The sequence below is a fragment of the Campylobacter helveticus genome (genome assembly GCF_002080395.1).
In the GTDB taxonomy this organism is placed as follows: Bacteria; Campylobacterota; Campylobacteria; order Campylobacterales; family Campylobacteraceae; genus Campylobacter_D; species Campylobacter_D helveticus.
The window spans coordinates 699695-720111 of sequence record NZ_CP020478.1 but is presented as its reverse complement, the minus strand read 5'-3'; the positions used below and the strand labels follow the sequence as shown (position 1 = coordinate 720111).

The following is a 20417-nucleotide window of genomic DNA, read 5'->3' as shown; positions in this document are numbered from 1 at the left end:
AAAGGAAAATTATGGAAAACAATAAAAACGAATTTGATGACATCATCTTAGAAAAAAGCAACAAAAACGAGAAGATTAAAAAAATTCTTCTTAGAGTCATTGCCCTTGTGATACTCTTTTTAGTGGTAATGATAGTTATGAAACTCATCAACAGCGATGAAAATACAGAGCAACTAACTCCGCCAAGTGAGCCTGTGGCAACAGAAACGCCGAGAGAGCAAGATAATAATGGCTTTGAAAATATGCCTATTACGGAAAATAATAATCCAGAAGACCAGTTTGACCTTTTAAGAAAACAACTTCAAAATGAAGAAAATAATGAAAGCTCTCAAACCCAAACAGAACCTATCGTAAATACAGAAACACAAACACCTCTCCCACCACAGACACAAGAACCTGTAGTAGAGCAAACGCCTCCACCACCTTCCAAACAAGAAACCAATAAACCAAAGCAAGAAGTTGTCAAACCAAAAGCGGAACCTACAAAGTCAAATGTCGTAAAAGAAAGCCCTAAGAAAGAAACAAATCCTAAAGATTTGTTTAAAAATGTAGAAGCCGTCCCAACGCACTCAAGCGGACTTGCTATGGGTATGTATGTGCAAATCTTTTCTGTTAGCAATCTGGACCAAAAATCTAAAGAACTTGCCAATGTGAAAGCTAAAGGATATGATTATAAACTCTTTAAAACGACGGTTAATGGTAAGGAAATCACTAAGGTTTTAATCGGTCCTTTTGAGAAAGATAAAATTGCAAATGAGCTTGCAAAAATTCGCCAAGAAATAGCAAAAGATGCCTTTTCTTTCACGCTAAAATGAAATTTTTTTGTGTCATAGGAGACCCGATTTCTCATTCTAAATCTCCTAGAATTCACAACAATGCCATTAAGCACCTAGGACTTAATGGCATTTACTCCCGCTTTCATCTTAAAGACAAAGATAAATTAAAAGAAAGTTTATTTAAGCTTAAACTAAATGGTGCAAACATCACTCTGCCTTTCAAAGAAGAGGCTGTTAAAATAGCGGATTTTAAAGATGAATTAACACTTCAAATCGGTTCAGCCAATACTCTTATCTTAAAAAATCACAAAATCCACGCTTACAATACGGACGCCCCCGGTTTTTTAAAAGCTATAGAAGAATTTAAAAATATCAAAAAAGCCTTAATTCTTGGTGCTGGAGGCACAACTAGGGCTATCGCATATGCGCTAAAACAAAGAAATATCCACTGCACTATCGCCAATAGAAGCGAAAGGAATTTCTCCCATTTTAAAGACTTTAAATGCACACTTTATGAAGATTTAAAAGATTTTGAGTTTGATATTATTATTAATAGCACCTCAGCTGGTTTAAATGATGATAATTTACCCTGCAATGTAGATTTGTTAAAAAAAATTAAAACAAAATATGCCTTTGAGGTCATTTATGGTAAAAAAACGCCCTTTATTAAATTTTGTGAAGAAAACAATATAAAATACAAAGATGGACTTTCTATGCTTTTGTGGCAGGGCGTTTTTGCCTTTGAACTTTTTTTTGAACTAGAAAATAAACAAAAGCAAATTCAAAAAGCAATGTTAGAGGCTCTAAATTTAAGCTAATTAGCTCTCAATTTTACACTAATATCTCCCGCACCAAAGCCTATAATAAGCCCCTCGTCAAAAAGTTCTCCTTTATTTGCCACTAAAAATTTACCCTCTCTTTTAATATCATCTATAAACAAAGCCTTAGGAAAATGTGTCCTTAAATCAAGCTTAATCTCATCTTCTCCAGCCGCATACACAGGCAAAATAACAAGAGTATCAACACCCTCAAAAGCCTCTTTAAAAGCTTCCAAATTTGCCGCCAAACGCGTATAACGATGAGGCTCAAAAATAGCCGTAAGTTTAGAGTAACCCGCCAATTTTGCATATTCTTTCGCCGCCTTTAAAGTTGCCTTAATCTCCGTTGGATGATGCCCATAATCATCAATAATCGCCAAATCTTTATCTGCATATAAAATATCAAAACGCTTTTTGATACCTTGATAATTTCTAAGCCTTAAACGCACTTGCTCCAAACTCTCAAATTCCAAAGCTGCCATTATCGCCAAAGCCGCATCAATAGCCAAATGATAACCCATACCAAAAACACTAAATTGCCCCAAATCTTTAAATTCAAAACGCGTAAGTGGCTTATAATCTTCAATTTGCATAGAAATATTTCTAATATCCACGCTAGGATAAAGCCTTAACGCTTCGCCTTTATAATTTTTCAAAAATTCATCTTCAGCGTTAATGACTCTAATTTTTGCTCCATCTAAAAAGTTCGTATAAGCTTTATGAAGTTTCGAAAGCTCATTATTATAATGCTCCAAATGCTCAGCTTCTGCATTTGTAACTATGGCTAAGTAAGGATTAGAATTTAAAAAAGAACTATCGCTTTCATCAGCTTCAAAAACAAGTCTTTCGCTTTCTTTATAAATCATATTTGAACCAAATTCCTTAAGCACCGCCCCGATAATCACACTCGTATCATTTAGCAATGAAGCCAAAATACTAGAAGTCGTGCTTTTGCCGTGTGCTCCAGCCACAGCAAAAACCTTTTTATCTTGCAAAATCAAAGGCAACGCCTCTTTTCTCGAAAGACATTTGATTCCTAATTTTTTTGCGTGTTTAAATTCTTTATTTTCCTCCTTAATCGCCGCAGAATAAATAACTAAATCCTTACCACACACATTTTCTTCACTATGCGGGATAAATACTCTCACACCCTCGCTTTCAAGCTCTTTTGTGATTTTACTAGGCTTTAAATCGCTCCCGCTAATCTCATAGCCCTTTTCTTTTAAAAATCTAGCCAAAGCAGAAATTCCTATGCCGCCTATACCTATAAAATGAATTTTACGCATCATAAACCCTCTTTATAAAAGGGAGAATTCTAACAGCTTATGTTGAATACTTGATTAAGAAAAATTTAAAATTGTAATTTATAAGGCGGTTTAAATTTTTAAAAACTTTTAAAAGCATTATATTGATAACCCTCATCAATCATCTCATATATCACATTAGAAACTCTTTCTTTAAATTCTTCTTTATTATCAAGCTGTGTAAAAAAATCCTTGTTTCTCTTAAAAAATTGTAAATATTGATTTTTAAAAATATCCGCAAATAACCTGCGTGCATTTTGCTCATCGCCTAGAGAATCCCTAAAAGTCTGCTCCTTTGCAATATCATCTTTTAAATCCATAAGTTCTTTTGCTATCTTTTCATTTGTCCCAAAATCCACGCTACCAAATTTAGTGTTAAATTCCCTAACGATGTTTAATAAGCGTTCAAGCTCTACTTCTTTCTTGCTAGAGCCATCAGCACTTGATGGTTTAACCCCGCCTTTATCCTCCTCTAGCTCTATATCCTTTTTGCTCTCAAGTATTATGCGTATGCTATTTAAATCTACATTATTTAATATCCCCTTTACTAAGTCCTCTGTGCGTGGTGGGGCTATCTTTGTGATAAGCATTTTTAGCAAGATATATAGCTTTTCAAGTTCTATATCATTAAAGGGAAGAATCTGTGCGAGAAAGGAATATTCTCTCAAATACGCCTTTGCCTTTGTGTAAAACTCTGTCTTTTTATCATCGCTTTTTGCGTTATATTCTTTTATCATATTATCAAGTTTAGAGTGGATTTTATCCTCGCTTTGCCTTTCTAAAATAGCTTTTGCAAAGTCATCTAGCTCATATTGCGTATAAATTCCATACTCAAAAAGATTGCTTTTAAGTGTGAAAATCTTTTCAATATCGCTTGGCTCTTTAAGATAAGTTTGCCCATAAAAAGTGCTAAAAGATTTGCCAATCTCCTCGTGCGTGTTTGCAAAGTCTAGCACACAAGTATCCTCTTTATTTTTGCAGATTCTATTCAGGCGTGAGAGTGTTTGCACCGCACTTATGCCCTCTAAGGCTTTATCCACATACATTGTATGTAAAAGCGGCTCATCAAAGCCTGTTTGATACTTCTCTGCGACAATTAAAAAGCGATACTTATCCTTTTTAAATTCATCTTTTAGCATAGCTTCACTAAAGCCATTAAGCCCCGCTTCGCTATAACTCCTCCCATCTATTTCCTTATCCCCTGAAAATGCCACTAAGGCTTGATACTCTGGGTAATTCTCTTGCAAATACTCCCTAAAGAAAAGATAATATTTAACCGCATTTTCCCTAGAGCTTGTAACGACCATTGCCTTTGCCTTGCCACCGATTTTTTTATAAATATTTTGAAAAAAATGCTCTATCATTATTGTTGCTTTTCTCTCAATCGTTGCGATATGATTTGTTACATAAGCTCTTAATTTTGCATTTGCCTTTTTCTTATCGTATTCCCTATTATCATTTTTAGATACGATTTTATAATAACTTGCATAAGTGATATAGCCCTTTAACACATCAAGGATAAAGCCCTCTTCTATGGCTTGTTTCATAGAGTAAAGATGAAAGGGGATAAATTTTTTCTCCCCATTTATCTCACAAGCACTTCCAAACATTTCTAGCGTTTTTGGCTTAGGCGTAGCAGTGAAAGCAAAATAACTTGCATTTTTTTGAAATTTCTTATTTTTGATGATTTTTATCAGCTCTTCTTCTAAGTCCATTTCGCTCGTTTCTTTATCATCTTTATTGCTTATGGCTTTTCCCATTTCTTCTGCGTTTTTGCCACTTTGGCTTGAATGTGCTTCATCGATGATAATAGCAAAGCTTTTATCTTGTAAATGCGTGATTTCATCAGCGATATAGGGGAATTTTTGTATGGTTGTAACGATGATTTTTTTACCCTCTTCTATGGCGGCTTTTAGCTGTCTGCTTCCATCTGTGATAGATTCTACAAGGTTTTTATCTTGTGTGAAAGACTTGACATTTTCTTGTATTTGTCTATCTAGCACTTTTCTATCCGTTACGACTAGAATGCTATCAAAGACAGGTTTTTCTTCATCATTTTGCTTTCTATGTAAGCTTACTAGATTATGGGCTAGCCACGCTATTGAGTTGCTTTTCCCACTTCCTGCACTATGTTGTATGAGATACCTTTGTCCCACGCCCTTTTCTTTTACATCTTTTAAAAGCTTACGGACGACATCAAATTGATGAAATCTAGGGAATATCACAAATTCCGCCTTATCTTTTTTCACAATTTGTGCGAAGTTAAAAAGCAGATTCAGCACATTATCTTTTTGCAAAAGCTCTTCCCAAAAATAGCTCGTTTTCATCTTATCTTTTACCGCTGGATTGCCTCCACCACATTCACACCCTATCGCCCCACTGCCATTATTTAGCCCACGGTTAAAGGGTAAGAATCTCGTCCCCACTCCCTCTAGCTTTGTGCTCATATAAATTAAATCACTATCTAGGGCAAAATGCACCACACTTTGCTTAAATATACTCTCTCTAGGGTCTCTATCTTTTTTGTATTGTTCTATGGCATTATAGACATTTTGACCTGTGAAAGGGTTCTTAAGCTCCATAGTGATAAGGGGTAGTCCATTTAAGAAAATCACCATATCTAAAGAGTTGGTATTTCTCTCACTATAATAAAGCTGACGCGTGATAGAAAAGATATTTTTCTCATAATTTTCTAGGGCTTGTGGATTGGCATTTGAATTTGGCTTAGGGTAGGCTAGAAAGAGTTTAACGCCCATTATTTCTATATGAGCTTGCAGGGCTTTTAAGATTCCTTTATTTTGTATTTGTGAAGCCACTCTTTTTAGCAACTCTTGCTCTTTTATATTTCTTTTTTCTAATTCTTGCAGGGCTTTTGCTTGAGTTGATTGCAAAAAGCGTTCAAATAGCTCTTTATCCATACATAAGCTTTTATCATAATCTTTGCTTTCTCTTTTGATATAGCCATTATTTAGCAAATGTGCTTCTATCAAGCTTTCTAAGTCTTTTTCTGTGTAATTTCTCATTTTACTTCCTTTCTAAATTTATCCTACCACAAACGGCTTCGTTTATGAGTGTGTTTTTGTATTCCTTCACAAGTTCTATTTGCTTTTTTGTTTTCTCTATGGCTGAATTGATTTTTTCACATTTTTTATCTAAAAATGCCGCAATTTCTTTTTGCTCTTGTAGTGGGGGCAAGGGGATTTTTAAATCTCTTAAATTTGAAGCATAAATGTGAATTATAATTTCACCTTTACTTATTACTGCTTTTTGATATTTTATGTAATCACTATTTAAAACATAGGATAAAAACAAGCTATCTTGCCCCATTTGCCTTAATACAATTACATCGCCACCAACATACGCTTTTTCGTTACCCAAATAACAAATACATTTTCCTATATCCTCTTTTGTTTCGCCAGAACCAGAAAATAACAAATCACCACACAAGATTTGCGTTTTATCCTTAGCAAAATTTTCCGCTATTTTTGATTGAAATTGTTTTGTTTTTATCTCATATTTTGTGTATATATCGCCATATAAAACAACGCAAACGCCACTATCTTGCAAATCATTTTTTGAAATATTACTCCCCTTAAAAAATTTTCCAAGCGTTGCGACACGCCTTACTTCCCAGTGGTGTGGAATAAGCCCGAGATATTCTATACCGCTATTTTTAGATTCTATACTTGGATTAAGTCCTTTTGTAACGGCTTCGTTAATTAGGGCTTGTTTTTTCTCTTGTAAAAGTGTGATGAGCTTTTGCTTTTTGTTGATGTAATTTTGAATTTTTTCACATTTTTTATCTAAAAATTCCGCAATCTCTTTTTGCTCTTGTAGTGGCGGCAAGGGGATTTTAATGTTTCTAAAATCATCATATCTTAAATTATTCATATCCAAGCAAAGCCCATAAGAGTTTTTATCAAATTCGCCTATCATAATTTTTGATTTAAACAAGTAAGATACAAAATTTGGCAGTATTTTTTCATTTGGAATTGCTACAATGTAAGCGGGGCTTACTATGCCTGTTGTAAGTGTATTTACTCCAACTGCTCCTTGCCACATTCTCATTTTATTATAAGCAACTGCATTTAGGGGGACAATTTTATAATTTGACTTATCATCGTTTGATATATCTTTTTTGTTTTCAATATTATCTTGGTAAATAATGCCATTTGCTATTGTTACAGACAATAAGGGATAAGAATCGGTATTGCACCTTTGATTAGATTCTGTAAAGCAAGAGCGAATTGAGACATTTTCCCAATGTTGTGGAATCTCCCCAAGCCATTCTATACCGCTAGGTTTATAAACACGCATTATAGAATCTCCCTTAATAAATCCTGCGTTTCTTGCTCTAAGTCTTGTAAATCTTTATTGATAGATTCTAGGCTTCGTGGGGCTGTGTAGGTGTAGAAATATTTGTTAAACAAAATCTCATAGCCTATGTTTAGAGTATCCCACGCTATCCACGAGTTTGGCACATAGGGCTTTACTTCGTTTTCATAGTAGCTTTGTATATCTTGTGTGAGGGGGATTTTCTCTGTGTTGTTTGTGGTGTTAGAATCTATGAGTAAATTTTCCTCTGCTTTTTTGAGTTTGACATCAAGGAATTTTATAAAGTCTGCTCTACTTGTGAAATCTTGCGGATTAGAATCTAGCTCTTGTAGTTTTGCTAGAATCTTATCTTTGTCTTTTAGATCTTGAAACTTTTCATCATTGACTAAAAATTCTATGCTTTTTGGTCTCTCAATAGTGATTTTAGTATAGCCAAACTCGGTGTTATCAAAAATCTTGCAGTCATCATTTTCTTTATTTGCTAAGAAAAGATTTGTAATCTTGTCAATATGCTCTTTTGTCATATTATTTTGCTTTTGCCCTAAGGACTTTTTCATCTTTGTGTAATATGTCTCTTTTGTGGCGTTTATAAGCTGGACTTTGCCTTTTTTAGATTCTATTTTGTTGTTAGTTAGAATCCATATAAAAGTGGGAATGCCTGTGTTGTAAAACATATTTGTAGGCAGGGCGATGATGGCTTCTAGGAGGTCGTTTTCTATGATGTATCTGCGGATAGCTACCATACCGCTATCGCTATTAAAAAGTGAGCTACCATTATGCACGGAGGCTATGCGAGAGCCTACGCCATTATTCTCGCTTGGCTTTTTCATCTTGCTTAGTTGGTTAAGTAAAAACATCATCTGCCCATCGCTTTTACTTGTAATGCCTACCTGAAATCTTGGGTCATTGCAAGTGGTGATTCCGCCCTTTTTGCTGACATCTAATTCTTTTTGGTCTTTTTCCCACGATTTGCCATAAGGGGGATTTGTCAGCATAAAGTCAAATTTTTCGCCGCTTAGCTTATCTTCGCTTAGGGTTGAGCCGTATTTGATATTGTCGGGATTTTCGCCCTTTATTAGCATATCGGCTTTACAAATGGCGTAGGTTTCTGGGTTTATCTCCTGCCCGTAGAGATAAATTGTAGCTTTAGATTGGATAAGCCCTTTTTCATCTGTGATAAAGTCTTTAGATTCTGTAAGCATACCGCCGCTTCCACAAGCATTATCATAGATAGTAAAAGTGCCTTTTTGGATTCTATCTTTTATAGGCAAAAAGACTAAATGCGTCATAAGATCTATAAGCTCTCTGGGTGTAAAATGCTCGCCGGCTTCTTCATTATTCTCTTCATTAAATCTTCTTATAAGCTCTTCAAAGACATAGCCCATACCGAGGTTGCTTAAGCCTTTGTGGATAACTTCGCCTTTATCGTCTTTAACATCGTGCATAGAGAGATTTATTTTTGTAGAGCAGAATCTCTCTATAACGCCATAAAGGATTTTTGCTTCATCAAGTGTATCAAGCTGATTTTTGAATTTAAACTTTGTGATAATGTCTTTGATGTTTTCACTAAAGCCTTCAAGGTAGTTTTCAAAATTGATTCTAATGTTTTTGGGGTCATTTAAGAGCTTTTTGAGTGTGAAATTTGAGTGGTTGTAAAATGTGGTCTCACTTGCATTGCATAGTAAATCTTTTAGAGTATCTTCATCTGCTATATCTTTGTCTTCGTTGTAAGTCTCTAAAACTTTATCTTTTGTCGGCTCTAGGATAGCATCTAGCCTCCTTAAAATCGTCATAGGCAGGATAACATCGCGGTATTTGCCCTTAACATACACATCGCGTAGTAAATCATCTGCCACACTCCAAATAAAACTAATAATAGGCTGAAATTGATGGATTTGCATAGATACTCCTTTTTGGCGAATTATAACACCATTACAAATTTAAAGCAAAGTTTCAACGATTATCAAATTTAAAAATGCTACAAAAAACGATAAATTTAAAAGAAGTGGCGGACAGAGAGGGATTTGAGAAATAAATAAAAACTTATTCTTTTAAACATTTTAATAAAGGAAGAGAGAAATATTTCAAAAAGAATTTAGAGTAGCCTCTCACTGAAGAGTTCTCCGCAACTTTCGGCAGGTTAGCCCTCTAAATTGCTGAAATGATAATATAATTTAATTAATGAAAAGAGCAAATTGTTTTGAACGATTTTAGCAAATAAATTAAAATAATTTATGCCTTAGTTGTTTTTATGTGAGCGAAGCTTTGACGATGTAAATAAATGCTTTTGTTTTTTAGATATACTTTTAAGCCTTTTTTCAAAAAAATAAATGATAAATTGTTTATGAAAATTTATTAAAAAAGGATTCTAGATGAGGAATATTATAATAAGGTGTTGGCGTATTATGGTTTAGATTGAGACCCCACGCTAAAAACTAAAAAACCTTTGAAATTCAAACATTAAATGGTAAAATTATCCCAAACGAATTTAAATATTATTTTGATTCTGTATGGATAAACGATAAAATAGAATTTATGGCAAATATTGAAGTTGTAAGGGATAATGATGGCAAGATTTCGAAGATAAGACACCCTACTTTTATGTTTCTTGGCGAGATTTTCGCCCTAGATTAGCTGGAAATGAGGGAGCTGGTTTTCATTTTAGTGGCGATATGGAATCTTGTGCTAATTTCTAACAAAAATAGCAATAATGTTTTTATAAGGAATTGTTGTGTTTATAAGTTCTAAAATAGAGTTAATTCAAGTTATTAAGAATTTAACAATCAATAATAAAGAAGTTAGGCAGATTGATTTTATTTATCCTAATTTTTCTATTTTACATACTATACTAAAAAATATTAATTTCCAACAAAAAAAAATCCTATCTAAAAATCAAATATTAGCTATGGAAATACTAGAAATTTTAAAACAAACTTGTGATAATCACAATAATATAGAAGTAAATATCCATACCCTTAATGAGCTTGATTTTGGACAAAATGTAAATTTGAAAGATTTATCAAGTAGTGAAATTTACACTAAAGCTTATTTAAAAGGCTTGGAAGAAGAAATTCAAGATAAAAAACAAAGTAAAGGTTTTAATCTTTTTTATTATACAGATAAAAATAATCTTTGTATCGAATTTATCAATACTTTAAAAAAATTAGTCAAAGATTCTAAAGATATAAAAACCTTAGACGAGTTAATCCAAAACATCGATACTGATAATATAAGCAGTGAGAAATTTGACGAGTTTAAGAACAAAGTTTTAGAAAAGATTGAAAGCATTGTAGAATCGGATTTTTTCAAAAACAACATAAGTCCCACTTTAAAAAATACTTATGAAAAATTCATTGATGAATTGTTAGAACATATTAAAAAACTCGCCGAAGAAAAAGAATATGAAAAAATTAAGATCATACTAAGTGCTATAGCAGGTGTTGCAATAGCCACGGTGGCAGCCGTTTTTACGGGTGGAACAGGACTAGCTATTTTGACTGCTGGTTTATTTTCCTTAATGGGTTCTGCAAATGAGTATTATGAATTGACTCAAAAAGAATATGGCACACTTTTAACACCTATGGCTGCATTTTTAGCTACTAGATGCGCTATGTTTATTCATTATATTAATTCTCGCTTGTTATCCTGCGTTTTAATTATTGATAAAAAAGAAATTATTGATTTAAGTGGTTTTGGACTATATCTTGGAAGCAATGAAAGCAATATCGCTTCAAATTTAGCTTATAGAATCACTTTAAGCAAAGAAATAAAAAGTATTGAAAATATCTTCAATGAAATCTTTTTAAGCTTAAAACAAAAAGAGCAAGAGTGTAACAATAAAGCTAATGTCATTCCAACGCAAAAATTATCCAATTTATATTTAAAAAATAACACCATTTTAGAAAATTTGCAAAAAGATATTAGACAATTTAATCATCTTTCTTATATAGAAAGTCCCAATTTTAACTCAAGCAAATTAGTTGAATTTTTTGCACAAAAAAATCAAAACGCACAAACGAATTTAAATACCACTACAATGAATAAAAATTATCTAATTATTTCAAATATCCCTAGTAAATACAATGCAGGACTTACTGAAAGTTTAACACAAGAAATTGCTAACATACAAGATAAATACAGAAAAATTAAAAAAAGTATTGATACATCAAAAAAGACTTATGGCAGCACAAGGGACTATAGTGAATATAGTATAGAAATACCACAAGATGAAAATGCGCCCTATATTTTACAATTAAGTCCTTTTGTGAAAATATCTAAAGAATCTTATGAGGATAGTAAAAAAGCTTATGAGGATATGCAAAATGTTTATAAAGTGTTAGTTGCTTCACATTATGGTGAAGAGTTACAATTTAATTATAATCCAGCAACAATGCGCTATATGGATTTACAAGCAGATTTTGACAAAAAATTAGAAAATATTAAATTATATAATTATATGTGTATCAAAAATTTCTTTAAACAAAACGAAGAAAAAGAATCTATTATAGAAAAAGAAAGAAAATTAGCCCACCAATATTTAAGCTATTTGCAAGATATGGTTTTTAAAAAAATTAGTAATTCTAAACAAAAAACTTTAAGAGGATTAAAACCTTACAGCATAAAAGAATGTTTGCAAATTTCTTGGGAGCTTTATCGAGCAAAACAGACTTTTGGTAATTTAGAGTCAAAATTTATAAAAAATATGCTAGGAGATATTTGCGTAAGATATTTGGAGGAAAAATATTTTGTATTTGAAGATGATAATTGTTGGATTTTTGAAGAAAACAATGAGCACATTTTTGAACCAAAAGTTAGTGTTAGAGAATTCACTCAAGATTTATTAGATATTTTCATAGAAAGCAATAAAGATAATGACGAAAATAAAGAGAAAAATAATGAAAGTGAAAAAACAAACGAAAATATAGAGAAATTTTTCAATGAATTATTAAAAGAGTTAAATCTCGAATTGACAGATGAAGAATTAAAACAAAGACTTCAAGAAATTTATGGTGAAAGTTTTTTAGAACACAATCTTAAAGAAAGCAAAATGGAGCTCTATTATAGTATCTTTTGGGAAGTAATAAGTAGCCTTATACCTTTAGGCAATTTTATTTATCATATTAAAGATCCTATCAAAGTAGCTCAAAATATCACAAATATTTCCGTTAAATACGCAACAAAAGGTTTTAAAGAAGTTTTAATCGAACAACTTAGTATTATATATTTACTTATAAACCCAAAAGTTGAAGCTAAGGAACACGGAAAAAAATATTTTAAGACTATAAACAAGGAAATTGCCGCGAAAAAAATTTCCACAATTAAAGAAGAATTATTTTTCAATAAAACAAAAATAGCCTTTATGGCAGAACAGGTAAAAAACGATATTAATGTTGTTGGCTTTAGCACGGTTAAAAAAAATATAGAAAAACGCTATAAATTAGATGCAAAAGATGTGAAATTATTAAAAGAACTTTATTATCAAACTGATTCTATGTTTTATATTCAAAAAACTGTTATAAAATCAATGAAATGGAATTTATTTGAAGTTTTGCTTGATTCTGCAGTGCAAACAGGACTAGATATCTTTCTTCCAACAAATTTTAAAGCTCTACAAGAACAATACGAAAGCATTGTTTATCAGCTTTACACCTTTAAATACGATTCTCCTTTGGCGGTTATAAGGGAAAATTTTGTAACTTATCCTTTTGTGATTAATTCGAAATTCATTAGCTTTGATTTAAAGAAAATTTTTTATGGCATAGACCTTTGCACGGGAGTTTTTGATACGCATTTTTCCTTTCATTATGAAATCAAACAAAACATTGAAGAAAATAAAGAATTTCTTTTAAGAAGACTTTTGTCTTATTTGATTATTGATGAGAAAAGAAATGCAACTGCTTTAGTGGATGTGAAAGAAGAAAAATATATTATAGATGATTATACTTTTTATTCTAAAGAATTAAATTCTTTAGAACTTAAAAAATGCACTATATATCAACTCCCTTGTAGTCATTCTCTGTTTAAAAATTTTAGAAACAAAGAAAAGCAAATTGATGCTTTTAAAAAAGATGAAGATAGCCCTATCCACGCTTATAATGAAGTTTTACAAATTTTACAAGATTTTGCTAATGGAATTTATAATGTCAAATATGAAAAAGGAAAATTCAAAGAAGATAAAAATAAAGCTAGAAGATTATTAGAAAAACTTAATATCATAGGACAAAATAATCTTAAAGCTATGTATATGAAAATTGAAGAAAAAGAGATACAAAATCAAAATAAAATCAGACAAAATGATTTCAACCAAATAATTATAGACAAAAATAAAGACCAAAAATCTCCCCCCAACTTTATAGGCAGACTAGCCACCACTATCATTATAGAAGATGGCTTGTATTTAGGATAAAATTAAAAAAGGCAAAAGATGAGTGATACTTATGAGATTTATACGCCAGATGGATCAATATTAGATGTGGAAAAAGATACCAATAAAATATTATTTACAACAAAAAGCAATGGTGCATATACCGAACAACATTCCAAAGCTCTTTTTGAAGGTGATAAAATCTTAAGAAACTCCCCCTACAAAGATTATAAACCCCAGTATCTAGACCCTACTCTAAAAACAGGACAAAGCTCCACCTTACTAGAATTTAAACAATGGCAAGAACTTTATTTAAAAGACCCTCCAAAAGGAAAAATTGCTCCTTGGACTAAAAAAGAAAAAGCTTATTATAAGTCTTTAAAAACTAAAAGAGAAAGATGTAAATATTTAGCTATTAGAAGTGGTTTAAGATCTGCTGTGATAGATATCCCTTATGAGGCATATTGTAATGTAGATGAAAAAGGATATTTAATCAATGAAGAATATGCTTATATTTATGATGAAGTAAAAGCCCATCGTGGAACATTAAAATCTTATTCTTTTTTTAATGAATGGGAGTTGTCTGCTTTACTTTTGGGAAATATTAAAGCTAGTCCTACAGCTGCTGTGGGATTTAAAGCAAGACAACAACAAGCTTTGTTTTTACAAGCTCAATTTGGAGATAAAAATGCTTTTAAGAGTTTAGGTTTAGCAGTATTGTGTTCTAATTCTTTTCTTACAGGACAGCATTGGAACAAACTTAGGGCAAAAATGATTTATGATTTGCACGATAATCATTATGAGAGTTTATTAGATGAATTTGGTATGCTCCCTTTTATAGATGAAATTGTAGGGGTGGATTGGGTGATTGATTTAAATCAGTATCAATTTGCTTATGATGGTAAAGGCGATTCTATTTGGGCTTTGTATGATGATATTGAAAAAGGCAAATTAAAAGATCCAAGAGATATAGATTCTACTCCTGAAAGCAGGAATGAATTTGATAAAGAAACCGACGCTTATAGATTTGGCAACAGAATGAATTTTGCTTCTGATATTCGTGATAGCAGAAGCGAAGAATCGGCTAGATTATTTGATGATACTTTAATCCTTCATGCCAAACTAGCAGCCCTAACTCCTCCTCAAGGCTATCCTAATGCTCCTTATTATTTTACACCTGAAAGATTAGAATGGATTTATAAAAAAGGACATTTAGATGCCAAACTTGACCCTAGAATCCCTGCAATTTATCGTTATAACTTCCCACAAGATTTAAGAGCTAAGATAGAAGCCTATGCTAAAAAACATCATATTAAGGATTAAAAACAATGAAAGAATTTAAATCAAACACTAAAGCTTTAAATTTTGACCCTCAAAGAAGAAGAAGCTTAAAAGACTTAAGCTTACTTTCTTTTGCGGGTCTTGCTTTAATGAATTTGCATAAAGAGAGAAATCAAGAAGAGTTTTTGCTTAGTCCAAGCTTTGAACATTCTTTTTTACAAAATAATATTCCAGAAAAACTTTTAAGCCTACCTTTACAATACTTTCACCTCCCTTTTTCTTTTGAAATCATTCTTAAAGAACAAAGATTAAGATATAAGGATACTAAGTTTATCATCCCTCTTATGAGTTTTTCAAATGATTTGCATTTAGATTATAAAGCGAATGCTTTCAATCATAATCAAGATTTTAATTTCTTAACTTATCATTATGAGAATTTAAATTCTTTAATCAAAGACTTAGAACAAAAAAATTTTTATATGAGAAGCTTTGATTTTAATCGTATATCTTTTTTAGAAGAGCTTTTATGTTTTTTAATTATAGATGGAAAAAGAAATGCAACTGCTTTAGTGGATGTGAAAGAAGAAAAATATATTATAGATGATTATACTTTTTATTCTAAAGAATTAAATTCTTTAGAACTTAAAAAATGCACTATATATCAACTCCCTTGTAGTCATTCTCTGTTTAAAAATTTTAGAAACAAAGAAAAGCAAATTGATGCTTTTAAAAAAGATGAAGATAGCCCTATCCACGCTTATAATGAAGTTTTACAAATTTTACAAGATTTTGCTAATGGAATTTATAATGTCAAATATGAAAAAGGAAAATTCAAAGAAGATAAAAATAAAGCTAGAAGATTATTAGAAAAACTTAATATCATAGGACAAAATAATCTTAAAGCTATGTATATGAAAATTGAAGAAAAAGAGATACAAAATCAAAATAAAATCAGACAAAATGATTTCAACCAAATAATTATAGACAAAAATAAAGACCAAAAATCTCCCCCCAACTTTATAGGCAGACTAGCCACCACTATCATTATAGAAGATGGCTTGTATTTAGGATAAAATTAAAAAAGGCAAAAGATGAGTGATACTTATGAGATTTATACGCCAGATGGATCAATATTAGATGTGGAAAAAGATACCAATAAAATATTATTTACAACAAAAAGCAATGGTGCATATACCGAACAACATTCCAAAGCTCTTTTTGAAGGTGATAAAATCTTAAGAAACTCCCCCTACAAAGATTATAAACCCCAGTATCTAGACCCTACTCTAAAAACAGGACAAAGCTCCACCTTACTAGAATTTAAACAATGGCAAGAACTTTATTTAAAAGACCCTCCAAAAGGAAAAATTGCTCCTTGGACTAAAAAAGAAAAAGCTTATTATAAGTCTTTAAAAACTAAAAGAGAAAGATGTAAATATTTAGCTATTAGAAGTGGTTTAAGATCTGCTGTGATAGATATCCCTTATGAGGCATATTGTAATGTAGATGAAAAAGGATATTTAATCAATGAAGAATATGCTTATATTTATGATGAAGTTAGCAATAATAAAGAAACTTTCAAATCTTCTCTTTTTAGACAAGAGTGGGGTATAGCAGCTGGGATACTAGGAAAGCCTGAATATTTTGTGCGTTCTAAAAATCATGGCTTTAATGCTAGAATGATACAATGTTTTATTTTATATATTCAACTTACAGGTGGAGGATATGAAGAATTAAGCATAAAAAGAGGAATTTATAATTATGCTGACAATCTTTTAGAAATAGGCATAAGTATGGCAGGAATACACAAAAACCCCTTAAGAGCTAAATTTGTAAAAGATTTAGCTAAAAGTATTAAGCCTGATGAATTTGGAATGCTCCCTTTTATAGATGAAATTATGGGGGTAGATTGGGTGATTGATTTAAATCGGTATCGCTTTGCTATTGATGAAGAAGGAAGAATCATTTGGGCTTTATATAATGGTATTGAAAAAGGCAAATTAAAAGACCCAAGAGATGTGGATTCTACTCTAGAAAGTAGGAAAGAATTTGATCATTATATGAATGGATATGTAAATGGAATGGAAACAAGATTTGATGCTGATATCCCAAATGAATGGGGTGATCGTCAGGCTACTTTATTTAAAGATACCCTAGTATTAACTGCCAAACTAGCAGCCCTAACTCCTCCTCAAGGCTACCCTAATGCACCTTATTATTTTACCCCTGAAAACCTAGAATGGTATTATAAAAGACATAAGCTTGATAGACTTCTTGACCCTAGAATCCCTGCAATTTATCGTTATAACTTCCCACAAGATTTAAGAGCTAAGATAGAAGCCTATGCTAAAAAACATAATGTTAAAGAAGACTAGCTGCCTTTGAGTAATATCGTCCCAATCTATCCTAAAATTCCTTAATCCTATCCAAAAAGTCTTTTTTAAACATTTTTTCTACACAAAGATTAATAAATAAAGAGATTTTTTCACTTTCTTTTAAATTATCATCAATTTCATCTTTATAAGCGGGTAACATCATATTTATCATTTCTAAGCTTTTCTTATTAAAAAGAATTCTTTTTGAAATGATATTTTCTTCGTTTTTATTTGAAAGCTCTGCATTATTTTTCATATTTTATCCTTTTTGTGAAATTATGAGGATATTATAGCATATTAGAGTAATTATTTTTAATTTAAAAAGGTTAATTGTTTATTATTTTATATTATTAGCATATTTTTGATATAATGATAATAATATATAACTTATCCATAAACCTCAATAAAGGCATAAATTTATCTTTTTTGGGTTTAGGTTAGGGTTAAATATATAACATAATATATTATTATGATATACAAAACAAAAGGAAACTTAAATGAAGCTTACAAGAGGCGATTTTTTAGAGGATTTAGACTTTTAGCTTGAGGCTTATTTTTGTCATTTTAAGGATTTAAATTATTCTTTGAATACAATTTAACTTTATAAAAGAGTTTTAAACGAATTTAGAGAATATTCTTTAGAGTTTTGTGATGAAATGCAGTTTAAAGAAATAAAAACTTCCTATATTTCAAATTTCTTAAGTTATTTGGAAACAAGGTCTAAAAATCATAAAAAGTTTTCTAAAAAAAACAAAACTTACTTATCTAAGGGCAATAACTAGCTTTTTTACCTTCATTAATGAAAATAATGAAGATTTGTTTGAGTTCTCTTTTAATTTTTCAAAACTTAATACAAGAAATGAAAAAAGAGAAGAAAAGCTTGAGCATTTAAGTGATGATGAAATTCAAAGACTTATAAATACCATAGAAAGACTAAAAATACAAAAAGAAGATTATGCAAGTTTTAGAAATGCACTTCTCATTAAATTAGTGCTTTATGCGGGGCTTAGAATTTCAGAAAGCTTAAAAGTGCGTTTGTGTGATTTTAATGAAGATGAAGAAGATATGCTAAAAATTAATATACTTGCTAAGGGAGGCAAGGAACAATTTGCTTATATTAAAAAAGCTTATATTGATGATGAGCTTGATTATTTTAAAGAGTATTTGAAAGAGAGTAATTATATTATGCAAACGCATAATGGAAAACTTTTAAACAGGAGCAATGCTTTTATTATCATTAATAGAATTTATGCTAAGGCTTTAATTCATAAAAAAGGTCTGCACCTCTTAAGACATATCTTAGCGATGAAACTCACCTCACAAAATGTCAATCTTGTCGTTATACAAAAGATACTAAGACACGCAAGTATGCAAACAACAACCATTTATGCTAAGGCAAATAATGAAATGCTTAGGAAGGCTTTGGGGAATTTGGGGTGAGTGGTTAAAGTGTTGTCTGCGGATTATAATTTGATAAAATATATGTTATAATTATCACATAATTATAAGGTAGAAGTATGAATTATGAGTGGAGTTTTATTAAAGAAAAGCTAAATATTGCAAAGCACAAAATAACATTTGAAGAAGCTAAATCAGTATTAGTGATGAATATGGCTTAGTGCTTTTTGACGAAGAACATTCAGTAGATGAAGAGAGATTTTTACTTTTAGGTATGAGTGATAAAAGTAGAATTTTACTTGTGGTGCATTGCCATAAAGAAAATGATACTATTCGTATCATTTCTGCTAGAAAAGCTACCTCGAAAGAGAGAAAACAATACAAGGAGCGTTTATGAAAAAAGAATATGATTTTAAAAATGCAATACGAAATCCCTATGTGGATAAAAATTTAAAAAAACAAATTTCAATTAATCTTAACAACTCAACTATTGATTATTTCAAAGAGATGGCAAAGAAAAAAGGTGTTCCTTATCAAGTTTTAATCAATATTTTTTTAAATGATTGCGTGAATAAAAAACTAGATATTATTGTTGGATAGTCTCAAACATTGTTGCACTCTTGGGACAAATAAGAACATTTGATACAAAAAGAATTGAAAGTTACTTATCAAAAGTTAATAAAGATGAATTAAATAAAATTAAAGAAAAAATAGCGAGAAACATATTAAAGTATCCCAGCACTTAGGCTGGGTAACCCACTCAAAGAGCAAGTCAAATCTTCGCCAAGCTTTCACTTGGGAAGTCAAACAAGAGAATTTTAGCAAATTTAGCTTAATAGATTTTCACAAATTATTTAAGGCTGTTTGAAACCCCTCACATTGCTCTCTTAAAAGATTATTGATAAGGGTTTGATAAGGGATTTTCTTTTCACTTGCTCTTTTTTTTAAAATACACAAAATATCATCATCTAGTCTTAATGTTGTGGATATTTTTTTGGGTTTATAAAATCTCCCTCTAATGCCTTGTGAAAAATCGTATTCTGCTTTCATTTTATATTCATCATATTTTTTCATACGCTTTCCTTTCTTTTTGAGTTGCCTTTCTAGCACTAATAATTCTTATAATTTCTTCGCCTTTTTCATTATAAAATAAATGAGCTACGACTATAATTTTATCATTTTTGCTCTGCCCTATACTTATCCATCTTTCCTCTAAATAATTAAATCTTTCATCAAGAAAAGACAGGGTAAAAGGGTCATCAAAAATTTCTCTCGCCACATCAAAAGAAATTCCGTATTTTATTTGATTAGTCTTATTTTTTTCTTCATCCCATTCAAATTTCATACTTTGGATATTATCATATTGTTAATACAATGTCAATACTTACTTTGATTAATTATTTTCCCCTTTCAAAACCCTCCGCAAAGAGCTTTAAAAGAAAAACAAGAAGTTGTAGCAGACAAAGTTCTTGTCTCTTGCTCGTAATGATAAGTGAGTGAATTTTGACTTCGCCTATACCTTTTTAGAATTTACTGAAAGTAAAAGTCTTAACGAGTTAAACGAAATAAATGAGAAGTTAAAATTTAGAGATTTTTAATTATAATATCCATCACATTAGCTAGGAGCAAATTTGAAAATTCCCATTTATTCTAAATTAAAAGCAAAATTAGAAAGTAAAGGCTTAGACAGCACTACAAGTGGGCAGATTACATGGTTTGTGGTGAGTGGGCTTATTGCCTTATGTTTTGCTTTATGGCCTACTTTA

Annotated in this window: 17 protein-coding genes; 10 read left to right on the top strand and 7 right to left on the bottom strand. The window is 31.0% G+C overall.

What is annotated here, in order from left to right; genetic code table 11:
- The first annotated feature begins 11 nt into the window (after window positions 1-11).
- Both CHELV3228_RS03745 and CHELV3228_RS03740 read left to right on the top strand, forming a co-directional pair.
- The gene (locus CHELV3228_RS03745; RefSeq protein WP_082199589.1) at window positions 12-815 is read left to right on the top strand and encodes an SPOR domain-containing protein; all 804 of its coding nucleotides are present in this window, start codon (window positions 12-14) and stop codon (window positions 813-815) included.
- Window positions 812-1594 (top strand): shikimate dehydrogenase, encoded by a 783-nt coding sequence (locus CHELV3228_RS03740; RefSeq protein WP_082199588.1) that lies wholly within the window; start codon window positions 812-814, stop codon window positions 1592-1594. Before CHELV3228_RS03745 ends, CHELV3228_RS03740 begins: the two co-directional genes overlap by 4 nt.
- On the opposite strand, the gene murC is transcribed toward CHELV3228_RS03740, so the two are convergent.
- The 4 genes from murC to CHELV3228_RS03720 all read right to left on the bottom strand — a co-directional run bounded on the left by murC (window position 1591) and on the right by CHELV3228_RS03720 (window position 9134).
- Entirely contained in the window at window positions 1591-2883 is a 1293-nt protein-coding gene (murC, locus tag CHELV3228_RS03735) for a UDP-N-acetylmuramate--L-alanine ligase (protein WP_082199587.1), read from the bottom strand. The two genes, CHELV3228_RS03740 and murC, sit on opposite strands and share 4 nt — an antisense overlap.
- A 95-nt stretch (window positions 2884-2978) precedes the next feature.
- Window positions 2979-5921 carry a type I restriction endonuclease subunit R gene (locus CHELV3228_RS03730; RefSeq protein ID WP_082199586.1) on the bottom strand — a complete coding sequence of 981 codons (2943 nt, stop codon included), beginning with the start codon at window positions 5919-5921 and terminating at the stop codon, window positions 2979-2981.
- Window position 5922: 1 nt separating this feature from the next.
- Window positions 5923-7215 (bottom strand): restriction endonuclease subunit S, encoded by a 1293-nt coding sequence (locus tag CHELV3228_RS03725; protein ID WP_082199585.1) that lies wholly within the window; start codon window positions 7213-7215, stop codon window positions 5923-5925.
- Complete coding sequence (locus tag CHELV3228_RS03720; protein ID WP_082199584.1) at window positions 7215-9134, bottom strand: type I restriction-modification system subunit M; 1920 nt, start codon at window positions 9132-9134, stop codon at window positions 7215-7217. The genes CHELV3228_RS03725 and CHELV3228_RS03720 overlap by 1 nt, the downstream gene beginning before the upstream one ends.
- Window positions 9135-9964: 830 nt before the next feature.
- Between CHELV3228_RS03720 and CHELV3228_RS03715 the strand changes: the two genes are divergently transcribed.
- Genes CHELV3228_RS03715 through CHELV3228_RS03700 form a run of 4 tightly spaced genes read left to right on the top strand, consistent with a single transcriptional unit; the run spans window position 9965 to window position 17253 of the window.
- Window positions 9965-13639 (top strand): hypothetical protein, encoded by a 3675-nt coding sequence (locus CHELV3228_RS03715; protein ID WP_082199583.1) that lies wholly within the window; start codon window positions 9965-9967, stop codon window positions 13637-13639.
- A gap of 18 nt (window positions 13640-13657) precedes the next feature.
- Entirely contained in the window at window positions 13658-14920 is a 1263-nt protein-coding gene (locus tag CHELV3228_RS03710; RefSeq protein WP_082199582.1) for a hypothetical protein, read from the top strand.
- A gap of 5 nt (window positions 14921-14925) precedes the next feature.
- Window positions 14926-15951: a hypothetical protein gene (locus CHELV3228_RS10555; RefSeq protein ID WP_082199581.1), complete on the top strand. Its 1026-nt coding sequence runs from the start codon at window positions 14926-14928 to the stop codon at window positions 15949-15951.
- Window positions 15952-15969: 18 nt separating this feature from the next.
- On the top strand, window positions 15970-17253 hold the full coding sequence (locus CHELV3228_RS03700) for a hypothetical protein (protein WP_082199580.1): 1284 nt from the start codon (window positions 15970-15972) through the stop codon (window positions 17251-17253).
- A gap of 31 nt (window positions 17254-17284) precedes the next feature.
- Here the strand turns inward: CHELV3228_RS03700 and CHELV3228_RS03695 are convergent, their stop codons facing one another.
- A complete protein-coding gene (locus CHELV3228_RS03695; protein ID WP_082199579.1) occupies window positions 17285-17509 on the bottom strand; it encodes a mobilization protein in 225 nt (74 codons plus the stop codon).
- Between the two features lie 560 nt (window positions 17510-18069).
- On the opposite strand from CHELV3228_RS03695, the gene CHELV3228_RS03690 reads away from it, so the two are divergent.
- From CHELV3228_RS03690 to CHELV3228_RS10770, 4 genes are all read left to right on the top strand, one after another.
- The gene (locus CHELV3228_RS03690) at window positions 18070-18693 is read left to right on the top strand and encodes a tyrosine-type recombinase/integrase (RefSeq protein ID WP_244289609.1); all 624 of its coding nucleotides are present in this window, start codon (window positions 18070-18072) and stop codon (window positions 18691-18693) included.
- Between the two features lie 178 nt (window positions 18694-18871).
- On the top strand, window positions 18872-19048 hold the full coding sequence (locus tag CHELV3228_RS10550; protein ID WP_234981047.1) for a BrnT family toxin: 177 nt from the start codon (window positions 18872-18874) through the stop codon (window positions 19046-19048).
- Entirely contained in the window at window positions 19045-19251 is a 207-nt protein-coding gene (locus CHELV3228_RS03680) for a CopG family antitoxin (protein ID WP_082199578.1), read from the top strand. The genes CHELV3228_RS10550 and CHELV3228_RS03680 overlap by 4 nt, the downstream gene beginning before the upstream one ends.
- A 20-nt stretch (window positions 19252-19271) precedes the next feature.
- Window positions 19272-19397, top strand: coding sequence for a type II toxin-antitoxin system PemK/MazF family toxin (locus tag CHELV3228_RS10770; protein ID WP_167562794.1), 126 nt, complete (start codon window positions 19272-19274; stop codon window positions 19395-19397).
- 97 nt (window positions 19398-19494) lie between these two features.
- Here the strand turns inward: CHELV3228_RS10770 and CHELV3228_RS03675 are convergent, their stop codons facing one another.
- The gene (locus CHELV3228_RS03675) at window positions 19495-19725 is read right to left on the bottom strand and encodes a CopG family antitoxin (RefSeq protein ID WP_082199577.1); all 231 of its coding nucleotides are present in this window, start codon (window positions 19723-19725) and stop codon (window positions 19495-19497) included.
- The gene (locus tag CHELV3228_RS03670; protein WP_082199576.1) at window positions 19712-19996 is read right to left on the bottom strand and encodes a BrnT family toxin; all 285 of its coding nucleotides are present in this window, start codon (window positions 19994-19996) and stop codon (window positions 19712-19714) included. The genes CHELV3228_RS03675 and CHELV3228_RS03670 overlap by 14 nt, the downstream gene beginning before the upstream one ends.
- Window positions 19997-20417: the final 421 nt, after the last annotated feature.

What these genes read in the sequence shown, in the direction of transcription:
- CHELV3228_RS10555 (WP_082199581.1), top strand. Translation starts at nt 14,926, where the DNA reads ATGAAAGAATTTAAATCAAACACTAAAGCTTTAAATTTTGACCCTCAA.
- CHELV3228_RS03730 (WP_082199586.1), bottom strand. Translation starts at nt 5,921, where the DNA reads ATGAGAAATTACACAGAAAAAGACTTAGAAAGCTTGATAGAAGCACAT.
- CHELV3228_RS03680 (WP_082199578.1), top strand. Translation starts at nt 19,045, where the DNA reads ATGAAAAAAGAATATGATTTTAAAAATGCAATACGAAATCCCTATGTG.
- CHELV3228_RS03745 (WP_082199589.1), top strand. Translation starts at nt 12, where the DNA reads ATGGAAAACAATAAAAACGAATTTGATGACATCATCTTAGAAAAAAGC.
- murC (WP_082199587.1), bottom strand. Translation starts at nt 2,883, where the DNA reads ATGATGCGTAAAATTCATTTTATAGGTATAGGCGGCATAGGAATTTCT.
- CHELV3228_RS03740 (WP_082199588.1), top strand. Translation starts at nt 812, where the DNA reads ATGAAATTTTTTTGTGTCATAGGAGACCCGATTTCTCATTCTAAATCT.
- CHELV3228_RS03700 (WP_082199580.1), top strand. Translation starts at nt 15,970, where the DNA reads ATGAGTGATACTTATGAGATTTATACGCCAGATGGATCAATATTAGAT.
- CHELV3228_RS03675 (WP_082199577.1), bottom strand. Translation starts at nt 19,725, where the DNA reads ATGAAAAAATATGATGAATATAAAATGAAAGCAGAATACGATTTTTCA.
- CHELV3228_RS03725 (WP_082199585.1), bottom strand. Translation starts at nt 7,215, where the DNA reads ATGCGTGTTTATAAACCTAGCGGTATAGAATGGCTTGGGGAGATTCCA.
- CHELV3228_RS03670 (WP_082199576.1), bottom strand. Translation starts at nt 19,996, where the DNA reads ATGAAATTTGAATGGGATGAAGAAAAAAATAAGACTAATCAAATAAAA.
- CHELV3228_RS03710 (WP_082199582.1), top strand. Translation starts at nt 13,658, where the DNA reads ATGAGTGATACTTATGAGATTTATACGCCAGATGGATCAATATTAGAT.
- CHELV3228_RS03695 (WP_082199579.1), bottom strand. Translation starts at nt 17,509, where the DNA reads ATGAAAAATAATGCAGAGCTTTCAAATAAAAACGAAGAAAATATCATT.
- CHELV3228_RS03720 (WP_082199584.1), bottom strand. Translation starts at nt 9,134, where the DNA reads ATGCAAATCCATCAATTTCAGCCTATTATTAGTTTTATTTGGAGTGTG.